Consider the following 17,148-nt stretch of genomic DNA (forward strand, 5'->3'; position numbering starts at 1 on the left):
GCCCCCCCTTTCCACAAGATCCGAGAAAAAAAAAACCGCCCGCCCCCCCCCCCCCCCCCCCCCCCCCCAGAGCCCCCCCCCCCCCCCCCCCCCCCCCCCCCCCTCCCGCGTCCCCGTGCGGTGGGCCCGGGTGGGCGCCCGCGCGGGGACGGAACCGTACGGCGCACGACTCCGGGGCCGGGCCGAAGCCGGGGACGGCCGCTCAAAGCGTCCCTGACCCGCCGCAACCCCGGCGTCGTGCGCGAAGGCCGTCAAGGTCGACGACCGTCCCGGGGCCCGCCGGAGCCCCGTCGGCGGCAGTCGGTGGAAGCGCGGGGACGCATTGCCGTTCGTCGCGTCTCCGCCCATCGGAAAACTGCCGCACTACCAACCTAAGACGTATCAGGGTGCGAGAAGTTACGCCCGGGGGGTGTGAGCTGCCTCTCGCCACGCTCCGTGTGCACGTCGTGCCGAGCCCATATCACACGTTCCCGCGCGCGCGACGTCACCCTCCCCGCAGTCACGGCAACCGAGCGTGATAGGAATCGTGGCATTCCGGTACGGACCGTCCCGCACCCTCGCAGCGTGGCGGCGGAGCTGGGGAGGGAGTGCGCAGATGGCCAGGAACGTCGTTGTCACCGGCGGTGGCACGGGAATCGGGTACGAAGTCGCGCGGCGGTTCGCCGAGGCGGGCGAACGGGTCGTGATCGTGGGCCGCCGCCGCGCGGTCCTGGAGAAGGCCGCGGCGGACCTCGGGCCGAACGTCACCCCGCTGGTGTGCGATCTCGCCGACCCCGATGCCGTCGAGGCCGCGCTCGCCGAACTGCCCGAGCGGATCGACGTCCTGGTCAACAACGCCGGCAGCCGGGAGACCGTGATCGGCGCCGGGCCGCACGCCCTGCTGGCCCGCTGGCGCGGTGACTTCGAGCGCAACGTGCTGACCGTGGTGCTGCTCACCGAGTCGATCCGGGACCGGCTCACCCCCGGAGCCGGCCGGGTGGTCACCATCAGCTCGATCGCCGCCCTGCGCGGGGCCGGCTCGTTCGGCGCGGCGAAGGCCTCGCTGCACGCCTGGAACCACTTCCTGGCCGCCCAGTTGGGTACCTCCGGGATCACCGCCAACATCGTCGCGCCCGGGACGGTGGCCGGCACCGAGTTCTTCGGCCCCCGGCTGGACGAGGCCGAGGTCTCCCGCCGGGCGGCCCGCACCCTGCTGGGCCGGATCGGGGAGACCGGTGAGGTCGCGGCCGCGGTCTACTTCCTGGCCTCGCCCGAGGCCGGGTTCATCACCGGCGAGATCCTGCACTGCAACGGCGGCGAGCTGCTCGGGCGCTGACGCGTTGGCGCGTTGGCGCGTTGGCGCGTTGGCGCTGGGAAGGGTCCGGACCGGGCGGTCCGGGCCCTTCCGCGTCGCGTGGGCGGGTCAGGCGGGCTGGAAGCGGCGCAGGCGCAGGCTGTTGGTGACCACGAAGACCGAGGAGAAGGCCATCGCGGCCCCCGCGATCATCGGGTTGAGCAGCCCGGCGGCGGCCAGCGGGATCGCTGCCACGTTGTAGCCGAAGGCCCAGCACAGGTTGCCCTTGATGGTGCCGAGCGTGCGGCGGGAGAGCCGGATGGCGTCGGCCGCCGAGCGCAGGTCGCCGCGGACCAGGGTGAGGTCGCCGGCCTCGATCGCGGCGTCGGTGCCGGTGCCCATCGCCAGGCCCAGGTCGGCCTGGGCGAGGGCGGCCGCGTCGTTGACGCCGTCGCCGACCATCGCCACGACCCTGCCCTCGGCCTGGAGCCGCTTGACGGTGGCGACCTTGTCCTCGGGCAGCACCTCGGCGACCACGTCCGCCGGGGCGATGCCGACCTCGGCCGCGACGGCCTCGGCGACCGCCCGGTTGTCGCCGGTCAGCAGCACCGGACGCAGGCCCAGCGCGCGCAGCCGGGCGATCGCCTCGGCGCTGGTCGGCTTGACCTCGTCCGCGACCTCCAGGACGGCCCGGGCCTCGCCGTCCCAGCCCACCGCGATCGCGGTCCGCCCGGCCGCCTCGGCCGCGGCCTTGGCTCGGGCCAGGACGGGCGGCAGGTGCTGGGCCCGGTCGGCGAGCAGGGCCTCGCGCCCGGCCACCACCGCCCGGCCCTCGACGACGCCCTGCACGCCCCTTCCGGGGAGGTTGCGGAAGTCCTCGACCGGCGGCAGCGCGCCGGTCCGCTCCGCGGCGGCGGTGGCGATCGCGGCGGCGATCGGGTGCTCGGAGGCGTGCTCCAGGGCGCCGGCCAGGCGCAGCGCCTCGGTCTCGCCGACGCCCTCGGCGGTGTGCACGGCGAGCAGGGTCATCCGGCCGGTGGTGACGGTGCCGGTCTTGTCCAGGACGACGGTGTCGACCTTGCGGGTGGACTCCAGTACTTCGGGGCCCTTGATCAGGATGCCCAGCTGGGCGCCGCGGCCGGTGCCGACCAGCAGCGCGGTCGGGGTGGCCAGGCCCAGGGCGCACGGGCAGGCGATGATCAGCACGGCCACGGCGGCGGTGAACGCCTCGGTGGGGCTGTCGGCGGCCAGGAGCCAGCCGACCAGGGTGGCGAGCGCGAGCAGGATGACGACCGGGACGAAGACGGCGGAGATCCGGTCGGCGAGGCGCTGGGCGGCGGCCTTGCCGTTCTGGGCCTCTTCGACCAGTCGGGCCATCCGGGACAGCTGGGTGTCCGCGCCGATCCGGGTGGCCTCGACGACCAGCCGGCCGCCGGCGTTGACGGTGGCGCCGGTGACCTGGTCGCTGACGGAGACCTCGACCGGTACGGATTCGCCGGTGAGCATCGAGGCGTCCACCGCCGATCCGCCCTCGACCACCGTGCCGTCGGTGGCGATCTTCTCGCCCGGCCGGACCACGAACCGGTCGCCCACGGCCAGGCCGCCGACCGGGATCCGGACCTCGGCCCCGCCGCGCAGCACGGTGACGTCCTTGGCGCCGAGGTCGAGCAGGGCGCGCAGGGCGGCCCCGGCCCGGCGCTTGGAGCGGGCCTCCAGGTGGCGGCCGAGCAGGATCAGCACGGTGACGGCGGCGGCCGTCTCCAGGTAGAGGGTGGACGAGGCGTCGGTGTCGCCGATCGCCAGTGAGAAGTCGTGGTGCATGCCGGGCAGGCCCGCGTGGCCCCAGAACAGTGCCCAGAAGGACCAGCCGAAGGCGGCCAGGGTGCCGAGCGAGACCAGGGTGTCCATGGTCGCGGCGCCGTGCTTGAGGTTGGTCCAGGCGGCGCGGTGGAACGGCAGGCCGCCGTAGACCACGACCGGGCCGGTGAGGGCGAAGGCGAGCCACTGCCAGTTGGCGAACTGGAGGGCCGGGATCATCGACAGCATGACCACCGGGACGCTGAGGACGGCGCTGATCAGCAGTCGGTCGTACAGCGGGTCGGCGGTGTCGGTACCGGCACCGCTACTGACGTCGGCGTCGGCGCCGGTCGGGAGGGCGGGGGCCGGGGGCGGCGGGAGCTCGGCGGTGTAGCCGGTGCGCTCGACGGTGGCGATCAGGTCCTCGACCGTCACCCCGGGGCCGTAGTCGACCCGGGCCTTCTCGGTGGCGAGGTTGACGGTGGCTTCGACGCCGTCCATCCGGTTGAGCTTCTTCTCGATCCGGGTCGCGCAGGAGGCGCAGGTCATACCGCCGATCGACAGCTCGACCCGGTCCCGGACCCCGGGGGTGCCCTGGACGCCGGGGGCGGTGGTGACCAGTTCGCTTCGCTCGCTCATGCGGATCGGCTCCTCGGCAGCTCCTCGGTGGGGGTGTACGGCGGGGTCCGCTGCCCGGGCCCCGCCGTACCGGGTGTGCAGGGAGGCCTAGGCGCTGCGGCCGACCAGTTCGTAGCCGGCCTCGTCGACGGCGCTGCGGACCTGGTCGTCGTCCAGCGGGGCGAGGGAGGAGACCGTCACGGTGCCGGCCTTGGAGTCGGCGGCGACCTCGGTGACGCCGGTGAGGGCGGAGAGTTCCTCGCTGATCGCCTTCTCGCAGTGGCCGCAGCTCATGCCGGTCACGGTGTAGGTGGTGGTGCTGGACATCCGGGCCTCCGGGAGGTGTGGCGCCCCGGGCGTCGGCCCGGGCTCTACTCTGACAACACCATACCCCTCAGGGGTATTTCCGGGAGGGGCGGGTGAAGTGGCGCGCGTCACGGACGCGTGCGCCGGTCGAGCGTATGCGCCGGACCGCCTCAGGCCGGGGAGGCCGGGAGCTGAGCCGGGATCGGCGCGCGCTCGCGCCGGATCAGCAGCCGCAGCCAGAGCAGCCCGCCCAAGGAGACCACGAGCAGTCCGGCCGTGTCGTAGAGGGTGTACAGGTGCACCTGCTCGCTGGTGGGATCGGGCATGTGGCCGAGCTCGAACAGCGCGCGCTGCCAGGAGCTCGCGGTGGTCTTGGCGACCAGCCAGACGGCGATGCCGCTCGTGCTGTCCCAGAGCGCGTGCAGCACCGATACGCCCAGGTAGGTGACGACGACCGGGGTGGTGAAGCGGAACCGCCCGCCGCGGCGCTCGCTGAACAGCACCCCGCCGATGATCGCCGTCCACAGGATGTGGCCGACCGGCGCGAGCACCCCGCGCAGGATCTCCGTCTCGACCAGGTCCTCGAGCGAGAGTCCCTGGATGCTCAGCACGGCGTTGAACGCGTACCCGGCGCTCTCGAACGCGGCGAACCCCGCGCCGACGGTGGCGCCGAGCACCAGCCCGTGCCGCAGCCCGCTGACCCGCAGTCGGCGGCTCACCATGACCAGGGCGGCCAGCTTGGCCGCCTCCTCGATCAGGCCGACGGTGACGTACATCCAGGCCGAGGGCGAGACCAGGTAGCTCTCCAGCACCGAGGCGCCCAGGACGCCGATGATGCCGCCGATGCCGAAGCAGGCGAAGAGCCGGTCCGGGCCGAGGTCGCCGGCGTAGCGCTCGTAGGCCCAGATCACCAGGGTGGCCGGGACCAGGAAGCTGCCGAGCAGCACGATCGTCGGGACGAGGTTGCTGTTCCCGGTGAGGAACGTGACGACGACGGTGGCGCCCCAGAGCAGCAGGCCGACGGCGAAGACCTTCAGCCAGTGGTCGGACGTGGCCGTCGTGCGGGCCGGGGCGTCGGAGATGCGGGGGGTGTTGCGGTAGCCGGACACCGGACGGGGCCTCCTCGGGGTAGCCGCTTTGGTCGAACTGTATGACAAATGGGGCATTTGGGGGCGATCGGGGCGCTCGTGCGGCGGGTCGGCGGACGCGGTGGACGGAAACGCGGTAGGCGGGCGGGTGGGCGCCGCGAACGTCCCTTATGTTCGGTATGTGTTCCCGACCCGCCGTGCCCAGTCCCCCTCGGCCCCCAGCGCCGCCGGGCTGCCGCCGGACCGGCGGCGCGGCGCCCTGCTGGCCGCCGACCTCCAGGACGTGCCGTTCTGGCGGCGCGCCAGCCCGGCGCTGCTCGCCGTGCTCCTGGTCGCACTCGCTGACCTCCTCTCCGGCAAGGACCGCTACCTGGCACCGCTGATGACCGTCGTCCCGGCCGCCGCCGCGCTCACCCTCAGACCGGGCGAACTGCTCGCCGTCTGCGCGCTCGGTCTGCTCGCGGTCTTCGGGCTCAGCCACTACGACCAGGTCGACAACATCAACGACGCACGCTTCCTTTACGGTGCGATGGTCAGCTACGCCGTGCTGACGGTCTTCTCCGCCTGGGTCGCCAAGATCCGGATGCGGCGCGCGGCGGCCTTCGCGGCCGTCAGCTCCGTCGCCGAGGCCGCCCAGCGGGCCCTGCTGCGGCTGCCCGGGCCGGCCGTCGGGCCGCTGCGGCTGGCCGTCCGGTACGTGTCGGCGGCCGACGCCTCACGGATCGGCGGGGACCTGTACTCGGTGCTGGAGACACCGCACGGCACCCGGGTCGCGGTCGGGGACGTCCGGGGCAAGGGGCTCTCCGCCGTGCAGACCGCGGCCGTGGTGCTGGGCGCGTTCCGGGAGGCCGCGTACGACGAGGCCGGGCTGCGGGGCGTCGCGGCGCGGATCGAGGCCAGCGTCGAGCGGCACGTCCCGGACGGGGAGTTCACCACCGCGCTGTTCGCGGAGTTCCGCACGCCCGGGGTGATGGAACTGCTGCAGTACGGGCACGTTCCGCCGATCCGGGTCGACGGCGACGGGCGGGCGCACGTGCTGGACGCCCCCGACCCCTGGGTGCCGCTCGGTCTCGGACGGCTGGCGACCGGCGAACCGGCCAGCTGGGACCAGCCGTTCGGGGCGGAGGACGTCCTGGTGCTCTGCACGGACGGGGTGGTCGAGGCGCGGCACCGCAAGAGCGGGGAGTTCTACCCGCTGGCGGAGCGGGTCGGGCCGCTGGTGCGGGGCGCCACACGGTCGGAAGGGGATCTGGAGGCGGCGGTGGGGCGGGTGTACGCGGACCTGCTCGCGCACACGGGCGGGGAACTGCGGGACGACGCCCTGCTGCTGCTGATCACCAGGACGGACGGCTGACGGCCAGGCGGCTGAGGGCCGGACGGCTGAGGGCCAGAGACCCTCTCTCCTCGCGCGGGCGCCCGCGCGAGGAGAGAGGGTCTCTCAGGATGCGGTGACGTCGGCGAGGGCGCGGAAGAGCAGGGCGGTGGAGGTGGCGCCCGGGTCCTGGTGGCCGATGCTGCGCTCGCCGAGGTAGGAGGCGCGGCCCTTGCGGGCCTGGAGGGGGACGGTGTCGCGGGCGCCCTGGTCGGCGGCGTCGGCGGCCGCCGACGCCGCCTCGGGGAGGGCGGCCCCGGCGCCGGCCGCGGCACGGAAGGCGGCGACTGCCGGGGTGTAGGCGTCGACGATGGTCTTGTCCCCGGGCACGGCCTTGCCGAGGGCGCGGACGGCGTCCAGGCCGGCCGCCAGTGCCTCGGCGACGGCGGCCGGGCCGACGGGGTCGGCGGAGCCGGGCGGGGCGGGATCGGGCAGGGCGGCGCCGATGGCGCGGAAGGCCTTGCCGTAGAGCGGGCCGGAGGCGCCGCCGACCTTGGAGATCAGCGTGCTGCCCACCTTGGTGAGCACGGCGCCCGGGCCGGCCGGCTGGAGGCCGTCGAGGGCTGCCAGGGCGGCGGAGAAGCCGCGCCGGAGGTTGCTGCCGTGGTCGCCGTCGCCGATCGCCGAGTCCAGCTCGGTGAGCCGGTCCTGCTCCTTCTCGACGGCCGCGGCGATCGCGCGGACCCAGGCCTCGGCGAGGGGGGTGTCGAATTCCATGACGTCTCCCGGCTCAGGCCCGCTTGAGGGCGGGGGTGTCGACGGGCGCGTCCCACAGCTCCAGCAGCTGCGGGTCGACCTTGGTGAGGGTGAGCGAGAAGCCCGCCATGTCCAGGCTGGTGACGTAGTTGCCGACCAGGCTGCGGGCCACCGTGATGCCGCGCTCGGCGAGCCGGGCGGCGACCTCGCCGTAGGCGATGTACAGCTCCAGCAGGGGGGTCGCGCCGAGGCCGTTGAGCAGGGCGATCACCTCGTCACCCGGGGCCAGGTGGTGGTCGGCGAGGACGGTGTCGACCACCTCGGCGGCCAGCGCGCGGGCCGGGCGCAGCTTCTCGCGGCGGCGGCCGGGCTCGCCGTGGATGCCGACGCCGACCTCGATCTCGTCCTCGGGCAGGTCGAAGCCGGGCTTGCCGGCGGCCGGGGTGGTGGCCGCGGTGAGTGCGATGGCGAAGGAGCGGGAGGCGGCGTTGACCCGCTCGCCCAGGGCGGCCACCTCGTCGAGCGGGGCGCCGCGTTCGGCCAGCGCTCCGGTGGCCTTCTCGACCAGGACGGTCGCCCCGGTGCCGCGGCGGCCGGCCGTCCAGGTGGAGTCCTCGACCGCGACGTCGTCATCGATCAGGACGGTGCGGACCGCGAGGCCCTCCTCGGCGGCGAGTTCGGCGGCGAGCTCGAAGTTCATCACGTCGCCGGTGTAGTTCTTCACGATGAAGACGACGCCGGCGCCGCTCTCCACGGCCTTGGCGGCGGCCAGCATCTGGTCCGGTACCGGGGAGGTGAAGACCTCGCCGGGACAGGCGGCGTCCAGCATGCCGGGGCCGACGAAGCCGCCGTGCAGCGGCTCGTGGCCGGAGCCGCCGCCGGAGATCACCGCGACCTTGGGCCCGGCCGGGCGGGTGGCCCGGGTGATCACCCGGTTGGGGATGTCCACCGTCAGCTCGGGGTGGGCGGCGGCCACTCCGGCCAACGCGTCCTCCAGGACGCTCTCCGGGGTGTTGATCAGCTTCTTCAACGCTCTTCGCTCCCTTGTGCGGGTCGTCGGCCGTGGACGCTGCTGCCCCGACGCTACGCCAGACGGGGGCGGCGGGCACGGGGTGCGACACGCGGGATTCGAGTCACTCTCCCGGAGTAGCGGCGTCGGCCGCGGGGTCGGTCGTAGGGTCGGTCGCATGAGCGAACACGTGGGAATCGTCCTGGTCTCGCACAGCGCCCGACTGGCCGCCGGGCTGCGCGAGCTGCTCGCCGAACTCGCCTCGGGCGGCGTGCAGGTGGTGTGCGCGGCGGGGACGGAGGACGGCGGGCTCGGCACCAGCTACGACCTGATCGCGCGGGCCGTCGCCGAGGCGGACGGCGGGGCGGGCGTGGTCGTGCTGCCGGACCTCGGCAGCTCGGTGCTCACCGCCGTCACGGTGCTGGAGGACGAGCCGCGCCCGGGCGTGCGGCTGGTGGATGCGCCGTTCGTGGAGGGCGCGGTGGCGGCCGCCGTCACCGCCTCGACCGGGGCGGCGCTGGCGGAGGTGGTCGCGGCGGCCGAGGAGGCCCGCTCGTTCCGGAAGCTGTGAGGCCGCAGCTGTGAGGCCGTCGTGGTGTGGCCGTCATGGTGAAGCCGTTGTGGTGAGGCCGCGGTCGTGAAGGCCACAGCGGTGATGCCGCGGCCGTGACGCCGGGGCGGCTACTTGGCGTCGGCGTAGCAGTCCACCACCGCCGTGGTGAGCGGGAAGCGGACCGGGGTGTCGCCGAACACCAGGCGGCGGGCCTCGTCGGCCGCCTCGGCGACCGCGGCGGCCACCTCGTCGGCGAGGTTGGCCGGGGTGTGCACGATCACCTCGTCGTGCTGGAAGAACACCAGGTGCGGGCGCTCCGCCGGGCCGGCCACCGGAAGCTCGCCCAGCCGGCGGCGCAGGGCGGCGAGCAGGGCGAGCGCCCAGTCGGCGGCGCTGGCCTGGATGACGAAGTTGCGGGTGAAGCGGCCGCGGGCGCGGGCCTGCCGGCCGCCGGCCTCGCCGGCCGTGTCGGGGGACTCGGTGAGGTCGAGGAACTCGGCGGAGGCGGGCGGGCAGACCCGGCCCAGCCGGGAGGCGACCACCCCGCCGTCCTCGCCGGTGCGGGCGGCGGCCTCGACGTAGCCCATCGCGGCGGGGTAGCGGTGGCGCAGGGTGTTCAGCAGCGGGCCGATGTCGCCGCTGGTCTGCCCGTACATGGCGCCGAGCAGGCCGAGCTTGGCCTTGTCGCGGTCGCCCTGGAAGGCGTTGGCGGCCAGCGCCTCGTACAGGTCGCCGCCGGCGGCGGTGCGGGCCAGCCCGGCGTCCTGGGAGAGGGCGGCGAGCACCCGGGGCTCCAGTTGGGCGGCGTCGGCGACGACCAGCAGCCAGCCCGGGTCGGCGACGACGGCGCGGCGCAGGATGCGCGGGATCTGCAGCGCGCCGCCGCCGCGGCTGGCCCAGCGCCCGGAGACCACGCCGCCGACCACGTACTCGGGCCGGAACCGGCCGCCGCGGGCCCAGGCGTCCTGCCAGGCCCAGCCGTGCGCGGCGTGGATGCGGGACAGCTCCTTGTAGCGGATCAGCAGCGCGGCGGCCGGGTGGGTGACGCCCTTGAGCTCCCAGGAGCGGGTGGAGCCGAGCTGGATGCCGTTCTCGGCGAAGGCGCGCAGCACCTGGGTGTGCGAGTCGGGGTTGAAGGGGCGCCCGCCGAGGGCCTGTTGGAGTTCGGCGGCGAGGTCGGCGAGCAGTCTCGGCTGGGCGCCGGGGACGGTCGGGCGGGGGCCGAGGAGTTCGGTGAGCAGCTGGTCGTGGACGTCGGCGCGCCAGGGCAGCCCGTCGTGCGCCATCTCGGCGGCGACCAGCGCGCCGGCGGACTCGGCGGCGACCAGCAGCCGGAACCGGTGCCGGGCGGCCGGGTCGGCGATCGCGGCGATCCGGCGCTGCTGCTCGGCGTGGACGGCGACGACGGCGGTCAGCGGGTCCGCGCCGGGCGGCAGTTGCAGCCGGTCGGGCGCGAACAGGGTGTCCTGCCCGTCGTCGGCCTCGGCGGAGCCGGGCTCGGGCAGGTCGTCCGGGACGGGCAGGCCGCGCAGCCGGGACCAGGCGGCGCCGAGCGAGCGCGGCGCGCCGAACCGGCCCTCGTGCGCCAGCAGCAGGGCCTCGACCAGGCGCAGGTCGTGGCAGCGGGCGAGCCGGTCGGGCAGCCGGGGCAGCAGCGGCGCGTAGGCGCTGTCGGTGGCGGCCCACACCCAGCGGGGCCCCGGCACATCGCTTCCGGCGGCCTCCCGGGCGGCGACGGCGGCGGCGAGGTCGGGGACCTTCTCGGGCGGGCCGAGCGGGGTGCCGGCGTCGTCGAGCGGCTGGAGCCGGCCGCCGGGGCCGTGCGGGTCGGGGGCGAGGGCCGTCCTGGGTGCCACGGGGGCGTCTCCTCTCCGGCGCGCTGTTCTGGCGTGCGGGTACGGGCACGGGTGTGCGGTCGTTCGGGTGTCCGGGCTCGACGTTAACGGGTGGGTACGACAACGGGGGCGGGGGCGCATAGGCAGGGTGGGTGACACCGCGTAGGGTCGGCGAAATGACCGAGAACCCGTTCTTCAAGCCCAGCCCCCTGGTCTACGAACTGCCGCCCTTCGCCGAGATCCGGCCGGAGCACTTCCTGCCCGCGTACGAGCGCGGGATGGCGGAGCAGCTGGCCGAGATCGCGGCGATCACCGCGGATCCGCGGCCGCCGACGCCGGACAACACCCTGGTCGCCCTGGAGCGTTCCGGGGAGCTGCTGCGCCGGGTGGACGCGGTGTTCCGCAACCAGTCGGCCTCGGACACCAGCGAGCTGGTCGACGAGGTGGAGACCGAGGTGAGCCCGCTGCTGGCCGCGCACCACGACGCGATCCACCTGGACCGCGCCCTGTTCGCGCGGATCGAGGAGCTGTACGGGCGCCGCGCCGAGCTGGGTCTGGACGCGGAGTCGTTGCGGCTGCTGGAGACCCGGCACACCCGTTTCGTCCGCTCCGGCGCCCGGCTGGGCGAGGCCGAGCAGGCCCGGCTGCGCGAGCTGAACGCCGAACTCGCCGCGCTCGGCACGACGTTCCAGCAGAACGTCAACGCCGCCACCAAGGCCGCCGCGCTGGTCGTGGACGCGGCCGAGGAACTGGACGGGCTGTCCGCGGACGAGGTCGCCGCCGCTGCGGAGAACGCCCGGGTGCTCGGGTACGAGGGCCGGTTCGCGCTGTCCCTGAAGAGCACCTCCGGCCAGCCCGAACTGGCCCGGCTGACCGACCGGTCGGTGCGCGAGCGGCTGCTGGCGGCCTCGCTCGACCGGGGCCTGGCGGCCAACGGCCCGCTGGCGATCAGGATGGCCGGGCTGCGCGCCGAGCGGGCCGCGCTGCTGGGGCACCCGAGCCACGCCGCGTACGTGGTGGAGGACGAGACCGCGGGCACGGTGGAGGCGGTGTCCGGGCTGCTGGCCCGGCTGGTGGGTCCGGCGGTGGCCAATGCCCGCCGGGAGGCCGCCGAGCTGGCCAAGCTGGCGGCGGCGGACGGGATCGAGGAGATCGCCGCGCACGACTGGGCGTACTACTCGGAGAAGGTCCGGCAGAGCTCCTACCAGGTGGACGCGGCGGTGCTGCGCCCGTACTTCGAGCTGGAGCGGGTGCTCCGGGACGGCGTGTTCTTCGCGGCGGGGCTGGCGTACGGGCTGACCTTCACCGAGCGGCCGGACCTGACGGCCCACCACCCGGACGCGCGGGTCTTCGAGGTGTTCGAGGAGGACGGCGGTTCGCTGGGCCTGTTCATCGGCGACTTCCACGCCCGGGCGTCCAAGCGCGGCGGTGCCTGGATGGACGAGCTGGTGAGCCAGTCGGGGCTGACCGGTCGGCGGCCGGTGGTGCTCAACAACCTGAACATCGCCCGCCCGGCGCCGGGCGAGCCGGTGCTGCTGGCCTGGGACGAGGTGCGCACGCTCTTCCACGAGTTCGGGCACGCGCTGCACGGCTTGTTCTCGGACGTGCGGTACCCGCTGTTCGCGGGCACCTCGGTGCCCCGGGACTTCGTCGAGTTCCCCTCGCAGGTCAACGAGATGTGGATGGTCCGGCCGGAGGTGCTGGCCAACTACGCGCGCCACCACGTGACCGGGGAGCCGCTGCCGGCCGATCTGGTCGAGCGGATGGTGGCGGCCGAGGGCTTCGGGGAGGGCTTCCGGACGGTGGAGTACCTCGCGGCGACGCTGCTGGACTGGGCCTGGCACACCGTGCCGCAGGGCCGGGAGATCGCGGACGCCGAGGAGTTCGAGGCACGGGCGCTGGCGGAGGCCGGGATCGCGGTGCCGGCGATCCCGCCGCGCTACCGGACGGCGTACTTCCAGCACGTCTTCGCCAGCGGCTACAGCGCCGGGTACTACGCGTACATCTGGTCGGAGGTGCTGGACGCCGACACCGTGCAGTGGTTCGAGGGCAACGGGCGCGCGGTGCGGGAGAGCGGCGAGCTGTTCCGGCGCGAGCTGCTGGCGCGCGGCTACGGCCGGGACCCGCTGGAGTCCTTCCGCGCGGTGGTCGGCCGGGCGCCGGAGACCGGTCCGCTGCTGGCGCGGCGGGGCCTGCTCTAGGCGCCTCCCGGGCGGCCCCGGTGGCGGTCAGCGCGGTGTGACCGTGACCGTCACCGGGGTGCCCGGGCGGGCGTGCGGGAGGCGGATCCGGACGGTGCCGGCCCGCCCGCCGGCCGGCTGCTCGACGTCGACGCGGGCGGCGGCGGGGGTGACGGTGACCTCGGCGCCGTGCGGGAACGCCGCCGGGGGCAGGACGAGTTCGCTGCCGTGCCGGGTGCCGTCGGCGCTCCAGCGGACGGTGGCGGCGTCGGTGCGCACGTCCGTCCCGGCGACGGCCGCCGGGTACGGGCCGAAGGCGGGCTCGTCGCCGGGGGCGGGGCGCCCGGCCGGGTCGAGCGCGCAGTAGCCGCCGGTGCCGCGGCACCAGTACCACATGGTCCAGCCCTCGGCGAAGCCGTCCATCGCGGCGACCTGCCGGCGGACCAGCAGGGTGTTGCCCGGCCTGCGGGAGTCGGGCGGGCCCCATTCGCCGACCAGGACGGGCAGGCGGTGGGCGGCGGGGTAGGCGGTGACGGCGGCGGTGTAGCGCTCGACGAAGCCGTCGGCCGGGTCCCAGTCGGCGCCGTTCTCGACCGCGGTGTCGTAGAAGTGCGGTGCGTAGCCGAGCCGGGGCGGGCCGGGGCGCGGGTCGTCGAAGCCGGGCAGCCGGGTGGGCACGCCCTGGCCGACCAGGACGGTGGGTTCGACGAACAGCCAGGCGCGATGGTCGACCCGGCGCACGGCGGCGATCAGGCGGCGGTACATGTCGGCGAGCCGGCCCTGTTCGAGGGCGGCGGAGGCGGCGGCGAGCACGGCCGGGTCGCTCGGGTCGCCGTCCACCGGGCCGAACGGCTCGTTGAACAGGTCGTAGCCCAGCAGCGAGCGGTGGCCGCGCAGTTCGAGGGCGAGCCGGGTGTAGAAGTCGGCCTGCCAGGCGCGCAGGTCGGGGTCGTCGTAGAGGTGGCGGAAGGCGGCCTGGACGGCGGGCTGGAAGTAGCCAGCGAACCAGTCGTTCGGGTCGGGGGTGAACGGCAGGCCGTCGTCCCGGGTGGCCCAGGGCGGGATGCCGCGGTCGCCGCCGCCGAACGCCGGCCCGTAGACGTCCTGGTGCAGGTCGATCAGGGCGAGCAGGCCGTACCGGTCGGCCCAGCCGAGGAGTTGGCGCAGCCGGTGCAGTTCGGCCGGGTCGAGGCGGCCGCGGACGGGCTCCAGCCTGTTCCAGGAGACCGCCACCCGGATCAGGGTGAAGCCCTGTGCGGCCAGGGACTTGAGGTCGGCCTCGGTGGTCTCGGCGTACTTGTCGAGGTTGAAGCCGCGCAGTTGGAGGCGGCGGCCCTGGGCGTCGGTGAAGGCGGTGCGGCCGTCGGGGCCGGTGGCCGTCGCGGCGGGGAACCGCGCGGGCGGGCCGGTGTGCGCGGCGGCGGGGGTGGCGGGGGCCGCGGTGAGGGCCGTGGTGGCGGCGAGCAACAGGGCGGCGGCGGTGCGGCGCAGGCGCATCGGGACCTCGTACGGCGCGGGGGTGGGGGCCCGATGATGCCCGCGGTGCCACGTGTCGCACAAGGGCCCTGCACGGAAGGGGAGTTCAGTCGGCGTCCGGGGTCGAGGCCGGGGTCGGGGCCGGGGTGGCGGGGGTGGGCAGGTCCGCGGCGGCGGCCAGGCGGCCCCAGAGCAGGTCGGCGAGCGCCTGCACCATGCGGGTGCGTGAGCAGGGTCTGGTCTCCAGCCACCAGTCGCCGGCCGCCAGCACCATGCCGGTGATGCCCCGACCCCAGGCCTCGGCGAGCAGCTCGCGGTCCGCGCCGAGGTCGACCTGGCTCTGCACGGCCCGGGTGATCTCTGCGGCGATCTGCCGCAGCGCGGGGGCGAGCGCGGTGCCGGCGCCGCTCGGGTCGCCCGGTTCGGGGTGGGTGAGCAGCCGGTAGACCTGCGGGCGGGCCTCGATCCCGGCCAGGTAGGTGTCCAGGACGTGTTCGACCCGGTCGCGGCGCTCCAGCGGTGCGGCGAGGGCGGCCCGGACGGCGGCCAGCAGGCCGCCGGTGTGGCGCTCGGTGAGGGCTGTGATCAGGCCGTTCCGGTCGCCGAAGTGGCGGTAGAGGATCGGTTTGGTGATGCCGGCCTCGGCGGCGATGGCGTTCATGCTGGCGGTCGGGCCGTCCCGCTGGATGACCCGGTCGGCGGCGTTGAGCAGCTGCTCGCGGCGGGGCTCTCGGGACATGTGCTGCTCCTCGGGGTCGGGGTCTGACCGGGCGTTGACACCAGTTACCAATCAGTAGCAGACTCCGACGATGTTACCCGAGGTAACCCCCCTGGTCGGCCGTACCCCTTCTTCGGAGGCAAGCACCATGAGCAGCACGTTCTCGCTGGACCCGGGCGCGGACCAGCTCGCCGTACGCGACTGGCTGCACGGCTTCGCCGCCGACGTCGTCCGCCCCGCCGCGGCCGAGTGGGACGAGCGCGAGGAGACCCCCTGGCCGATCATCCAGGAGGCCGCCAAGCTGGGCATCTACTCGCTGGACTTCTACGCCCAGCAGTACTTCGACCCCTCCGGCGTCGGCATCCCGATCGCCATGGAGGAGCTGTTCTGGGGCGACGCGGGCATCGGGCTGTCCATCGTCGGCACCACGCTGGCCGCCGTCGCGGTGCTCGCCAACGGCACCGACGAGCAGATCGGCACCTGGACCCCGCAGATGTTCGGCACCCCGGACGACCTCAAGGTGGCCGCGTTCTGCTCCTCCGAGCCCGACGCCGGCTCCGACGTCTCCGCGCTGCGCACCCGGGCGGTGTACGACGGGGCCAAGGACGAGTGGGTGCTCAACGGCACCAAGACCTGGGCCACCAACGGCGGGATCGCCGCCGTCCACGTCGTCGTCGCCACCGTCGACCCGGAGCTGGGGGCGAAGGGCCAGGCCTCCTTCGTCGTCCCGCCGGGCACCCCCGGACTGAGCCAGGGCCAGAAGTTCAAGAAGCACGGCATCCGCGCCTCGCACACCGCCGAGGTGGTGCTGGACGACGTCCGGGTGCCCGGCAGTTGCCTGCTCGGCGGCAAGGAGAAGCTGGACGAGCGGCTGGCCCGGGCCCGCGAGGGGGTCAAGCGCCCGGGGGGCAGGGGCAACGCGGCGATGGCCACCTTCGAGGCCTCCCGGCCGGCCGTCGGCGCGCAGGCGATCGGCATCGCCCGGGCCGCGTACGAGGTGGCGCTGGACTACGCGAGGACCCGCGAGCAGTTCGGCCGCCCGATCATCGACAACCAGGGCGTGGCCTTCCAGCTCGCCGACATGAAGACCCGGATCGACGCCTCCCGCCTGCTGGTGTGGCGGGCCTCCTGGATGGCGGCCAACAACCAGCCGTTCACCGCGGCCGAGGGCTCGATGTCCAAGCTGTACGCGGGCGAGACGGCCAAGTGGGTCACCGCGCAGGCGATGCAGATCCTCGGCGGCAACGGCTTCACCCGGGAGTACCCGGTGGAGCGGATGCACCGGGACAGCGCGATCTACTCGATCTTCGAGGGGACCAGCGAGATCCAGCGGCTGGTGATCGCGCGGGCGATCTCGGGGATGCCGATCCGCTGAGCCCGCTGGGTCCGTCGAGCCTGCTGAGCCCGCTGGGCTACCGGGCTGTCGGGCCGGCGGCCCGTCGGGCTACCGGGCCGCCCAGAAGGCGAGTCCGGCGGTGAGCGCGCCCACCGCCGCGCCGACGATGGTCTGCGCGGTGGTGTGGTCCCGCAGCACCACCCGGGACCAGCCGATCGCCGCGACCAGCGGGGCGAGCAGCAGCCACAGCGGGCCGAGCGCGATCCCGAGGCAGACCACCGCGCCGGCGGCGACGGCGGTGTGCACGGAGACCTTCCACCAGACGGTGATCACCAGGATCGGGACCAGCGAGGCGAACATCGCCAGCACCATCGCGGTCAGGTCGGCCGGGGCGTCCAGCCAGAGCATCACGGCGAAGCTGGTCGCGACCGAGCCCATGATGAACGGGATGACGGTCAGCCGGCGCTGCCGATGGCCGACGTGGCGGTCCTCCAGGGTGCCCTTGCGGATGCCGCGCTGGATGAACATGGTCGGGATGACGGCCGCGAACAGGGCCGCGAAGGCCGCCCAGCCGAGGCCCGTCCAGCCGTAGCGGATGACGCCCATCAGCGGGAGCATCGCGATGATGACGTTCTTCGGCTCGACGCCGTCGGTGACCCGGCGGGCCCAGATCGTCCGGCTGGTGGGGGCGGTCGTGGCCTCGGTGGTCATCGGGGTGTGTGCTCCGGGTGCGCAAAGGGGTCGGCGTGAAGGGGCGGTGCGAGGGATCGGCGTGACGGGTCGGCGTGACGGGGGCGTCAGGGCGGGGGTGTCGGGACGGCCCGGCACCGATCGGATGATCGTACGCGAGCCCGTCCTCGCGGCCGGTGCCCGGACCCGGGGCCCGGTCCC

At 74.7% G+C, this 17,148-nt stretch carries 14 protein-coding genes; 5 read left to right on the forward strand and 9 right to left on the reverse strand.

The window, feature by feature from the left end; genetic code table 11:
* Window positions 1–595: 595 nt before the first annotated feature.
* On the forward strand, window positions 596–1,315 hold the full coding sequence (locus AC07AL_RS29305; protein ID WP_063349393.1) for an SDR family NAD(P)-dependent oxidoreductase: 720 nt from the start codon (window positions 596–598) through the stop codon (window positions 1,313–1,315).
* 87 nt (window positions 1,316–1,402) lie between these two features.
* Here AC07AL_RS29305 and AC07AL_RS29310 read toward each other — a convergent pair whose 3' ends face one another.
* The 3 genes from AC07AL_RS29310 to AC07AL_RS29320 all read right to left on the reverse strand — a co-directional run bounded on the left by AC07AL_RS29310 (window position 1,403) and on the right by AC07AL_RS29320 (window position 5,103).
* Window positions 1,403–3,619, reverse strand: a complete 2,217-nt coding sequence (locus AC07AL_RS29310) for a heavy metal translocating P-type ATPase (RefSeq protein WP_478318815.1) — start codon at window positions 3,617–3,619, stop codon at window positions 1,403–1,405.
* Between the two features lie 177 nt (window positions 3,620–3,796).
* Complete coding sequence (locus AC07AL_RS29315; protein WP_363588576.1) at window positions 3,797–4,126, reverse strand: heavy-metal-associated domain-containing protein; 330 nt, start codon at window positions 4,124–4,126, stop codon at window positions 3,797–3,799.
* Between the two features lie 38 nt (window positions 4,127–4,164).
* Window positions 4,165–5,103, reverse strand: a complete 939-nt coding sequence (locus AC07AL_RS29320; RefSeq protein WP_363588578.1) for a PrsW family intramembrane metalloprotease — start codon at window positions 5,101–5,103, stop codon at window positions 4,165–4,167.
* A 160-nt stretch (window positions 5,104–5,263) separates the two neighbouring features.
* Here AC07AL_RS29320 and AC07AL_RS29325 point away from each other — a divergent pair, with 160 nt between their 5' ends.
* A complete protein-coding gene (locus tag AC07AL_RS29325) occupies window positions 5,264–6,436 on the forward strand; it encodes a PP2C family protein-serine/threonine phosphatase (protein ID WP_363588580.1) in 1,173 nt (390 codons plus the stop codon).
* Between the two features lie 84 nt (window positions 6,437–6,520).
* Here AC07AL_RS29325 and dhaL read toward each other — a convergent pair whose 3' ends face one another.
* Both dhaL and dhaK read right to left on the reverse strand, forming a co-directional pair.
* Entirely contained in the window at window positions 6,521–7,171 is a 651-nt protein-coding gene (gene dhaL, locus AC07AL_RS29330) for a dihydroxyacetone kinase subunit DhaL (RefSeq protein WP_363588582.1), read from the reverse strand.
* A 13-nt stretch (window positions 7,172–7,184) separates the two neighbouring features.
* Window positions 7,185–8,180, reverse strand: a complete 996-nt coding sequence (gene dhaK / locus AC07AL_RS29335) for a dihydroxyacetone kinase subunit DhaK (RefSeq protein ID WP_363588584.1) — start codon at window positions 8,178–8,180, stop codon at window positions 7,185–7,187.
* Window positions 8,181–8,337: 157 nt separating this feature from the next.
* Between dhaK and dhaM the strand changes: the two genes are divergently transcribed.
* Window positions 8,338–8,730: a dihydroxyacetone kinase phosphoryl donor subunit DhaM gene (gene dhaM / locus AC07AL_RS29340; protein ID WP_478318790.1), complete on the forward strand. Its 393-nt coding sequence runs from the start codon at window positions 8,338–8,340 to the stop codon at window positions 8,728–8,730.
* Between the two features lie 110 nt (window positions 8,731–8,840).
* On the opposite strand, the gene AC07AL_RS29345 is transcribed toward dhaM, so the two are convergent.
* A complete protein-coding gene (locus AC07AL_RS29345) occupies window positions 8,841–10,568 on the reverse strand; it encodes a bifunctional 3'-5' exonuclease/DNA polymerase (protein ID WP_478318792.1) in 1,728 nt (575 codons plus the stop codon).
* Window positions 10,569–10,723: 155 nt separating this feature from the next.
* Here AC07AL_RS29345 and AC07AL_RS29350 point away from each other — a divergent pair, with 155 nt between their 5' ends.
* The gene (locus tag AC07AL_RS29350; protein ID WP_478318794.1) at window positions 10,724–12,748 is read left to right on the forward strand and encodes a M3 family metallopeptidase; all 2,025 of its coding nucleotides are present in this window, start codon (window positions 10,724–10,726) and stop codon (window positions 12,746–12,748) included.
* A gap of 27 nt (window positions 12,749–12,775) precedes the next feature.
* Here AC07AL_RS29350 and AC07AL_RS29355 read toward each other — a convergent pair whose 3' ends face one another.
* Together AC07AL_RS29355 and AC07AL_RS29360 are read right to left on the reverse strand one after the other, a co-directional pair.
* Entirely contained in the window at window positions 12,776–14,224 is a 1,449-nt protein-coding gene (locus AC07AL_RS29355; RefSeq protein WP_478318795.1) for a cellulase family glycosylhydrolase, read from the reverse strand.
* A gap of 85 nt (window positions 14,225–14,309) precedes the next feature.
* Complete coding sequence (locus AC07AL_RS29360; RefSeq protein WP_363588594.1) at window positions 14,310–14,942, reverse strand: TetR/AcrR family transcriptional regulator; 633 nt, start codon at window positions 14,940–14,942, stop codon at window positions 14,310–14,312.
* Between the two features lie 127 nt (window positions 14,943–15,069).
* On the opposite strand from AC07AL_RS29360, the gene AC07AL_RS29365 reads away from it, so the two are divergent.
* Window positions 15,070–16,296 (forward strand): acyl-CoA dehydrogenase family protein, encoded by a 1,227-nt coding sequence (locus tag AC07AL_RS29365; protein ID WP_363588595.1) that lies wholly within the window; start codon window positions 15,070–15,072, stop codon window positions 16,294–16,296.
* A gap of 69 nt (window positions 16,297–16,365) precedes the next feature.
* On the opposite strand, the gene AC07AL_RS29370 is transcribed toward AC07AL_RS29365, so the two are convergent.
* Window positions 16,366–16,968: a phosphatase PAP2 family protein gene (locus AC07AL_RS29370; RefSeq protein ID WP_063349403.1), complete on the reverse strand. Its 603-nt coding sequence runs from the start codon at window positions 16,966–16,968 to the stop codon at window positions 16,366–16,368.
* Window positions 16,969–17,148: the final 180 nt, after the last annotated feature.

It is taken from the genome of Kitasatospora sp. NPDC043949, assembly GCF_056435365.1.

What these genes read in the sequence shown, in the direction of transcription:
- AC07AL_RS29305 (WP_063349393.1), top strand. Translation starts at nt 596, where the DNA reads ATGGCCAGGAACGTCGTTGTCACCGGCGGTGGCACGGGAATCGGGTAC.
- AC07AL_RS29310 (WP_478318815.1), bottom strand. Translation starts at nt 3,619, where the DNA reads ATGACCTGCGCCTCCTGCGCGACCCGGATCGAGAAGAAGCTCAACCGG.
- dhaL (WP_363588582.1), bottom strand. Translation starts at nt 7,171, where the DNA reads ATGGAATTCGACACCCCCCTCGCCGAGGCCTGGGTCCGCGCGATCGCC.
- dhaM (WP_478318790.1), top strand. Translation starts at nt 8,338, where the DNA reads ATGAGCGAACACGTGGGAATCGTCCTGGTCTCGCACAGCGCCCGACTG.
- AC07AL_RS29350 (WP_478318794.1), top strand. Translation starts at nt 10,724, where the DNA reads ATGACCGAGAACCCGTTCTTCAAGCCCAGCCCCCTGGTCTACGAACTG.
- AC07AL_RS29355 (WP_478318795.1), bottom strand. Translation starts at nt 14,224, where the DNA reads ATGCGCCTGCGCCGCACCGCCGCCGCCCTGTTGCTCGCCGCCACCACG.
- AC07AL_RS29360 (WP_363588594.1), bottom strand. Translation starts at nt 14,942, where the DNA reads ATGTCCCGAGAGCCCCGCCGCGAGCAGCTGCTCAACGCCGCCGACCGG.
- AC07AL_RS29365 (WP_363588595.1), top strand. Translation starts at nt 15,070, where the DNA reads ATGAGCAGCACGTTCTCGCTGGACCCGGGCGCGGACCAGCTCGCCGTA.
- AC07AL_RS29370 (WP_063349403.1), bottom strand. Translation starts at nt 16,968, where the DNA reads ATGACCACCGAGGCCACGACCGCCCCCACCAGCCGGACGATCTGGGCC.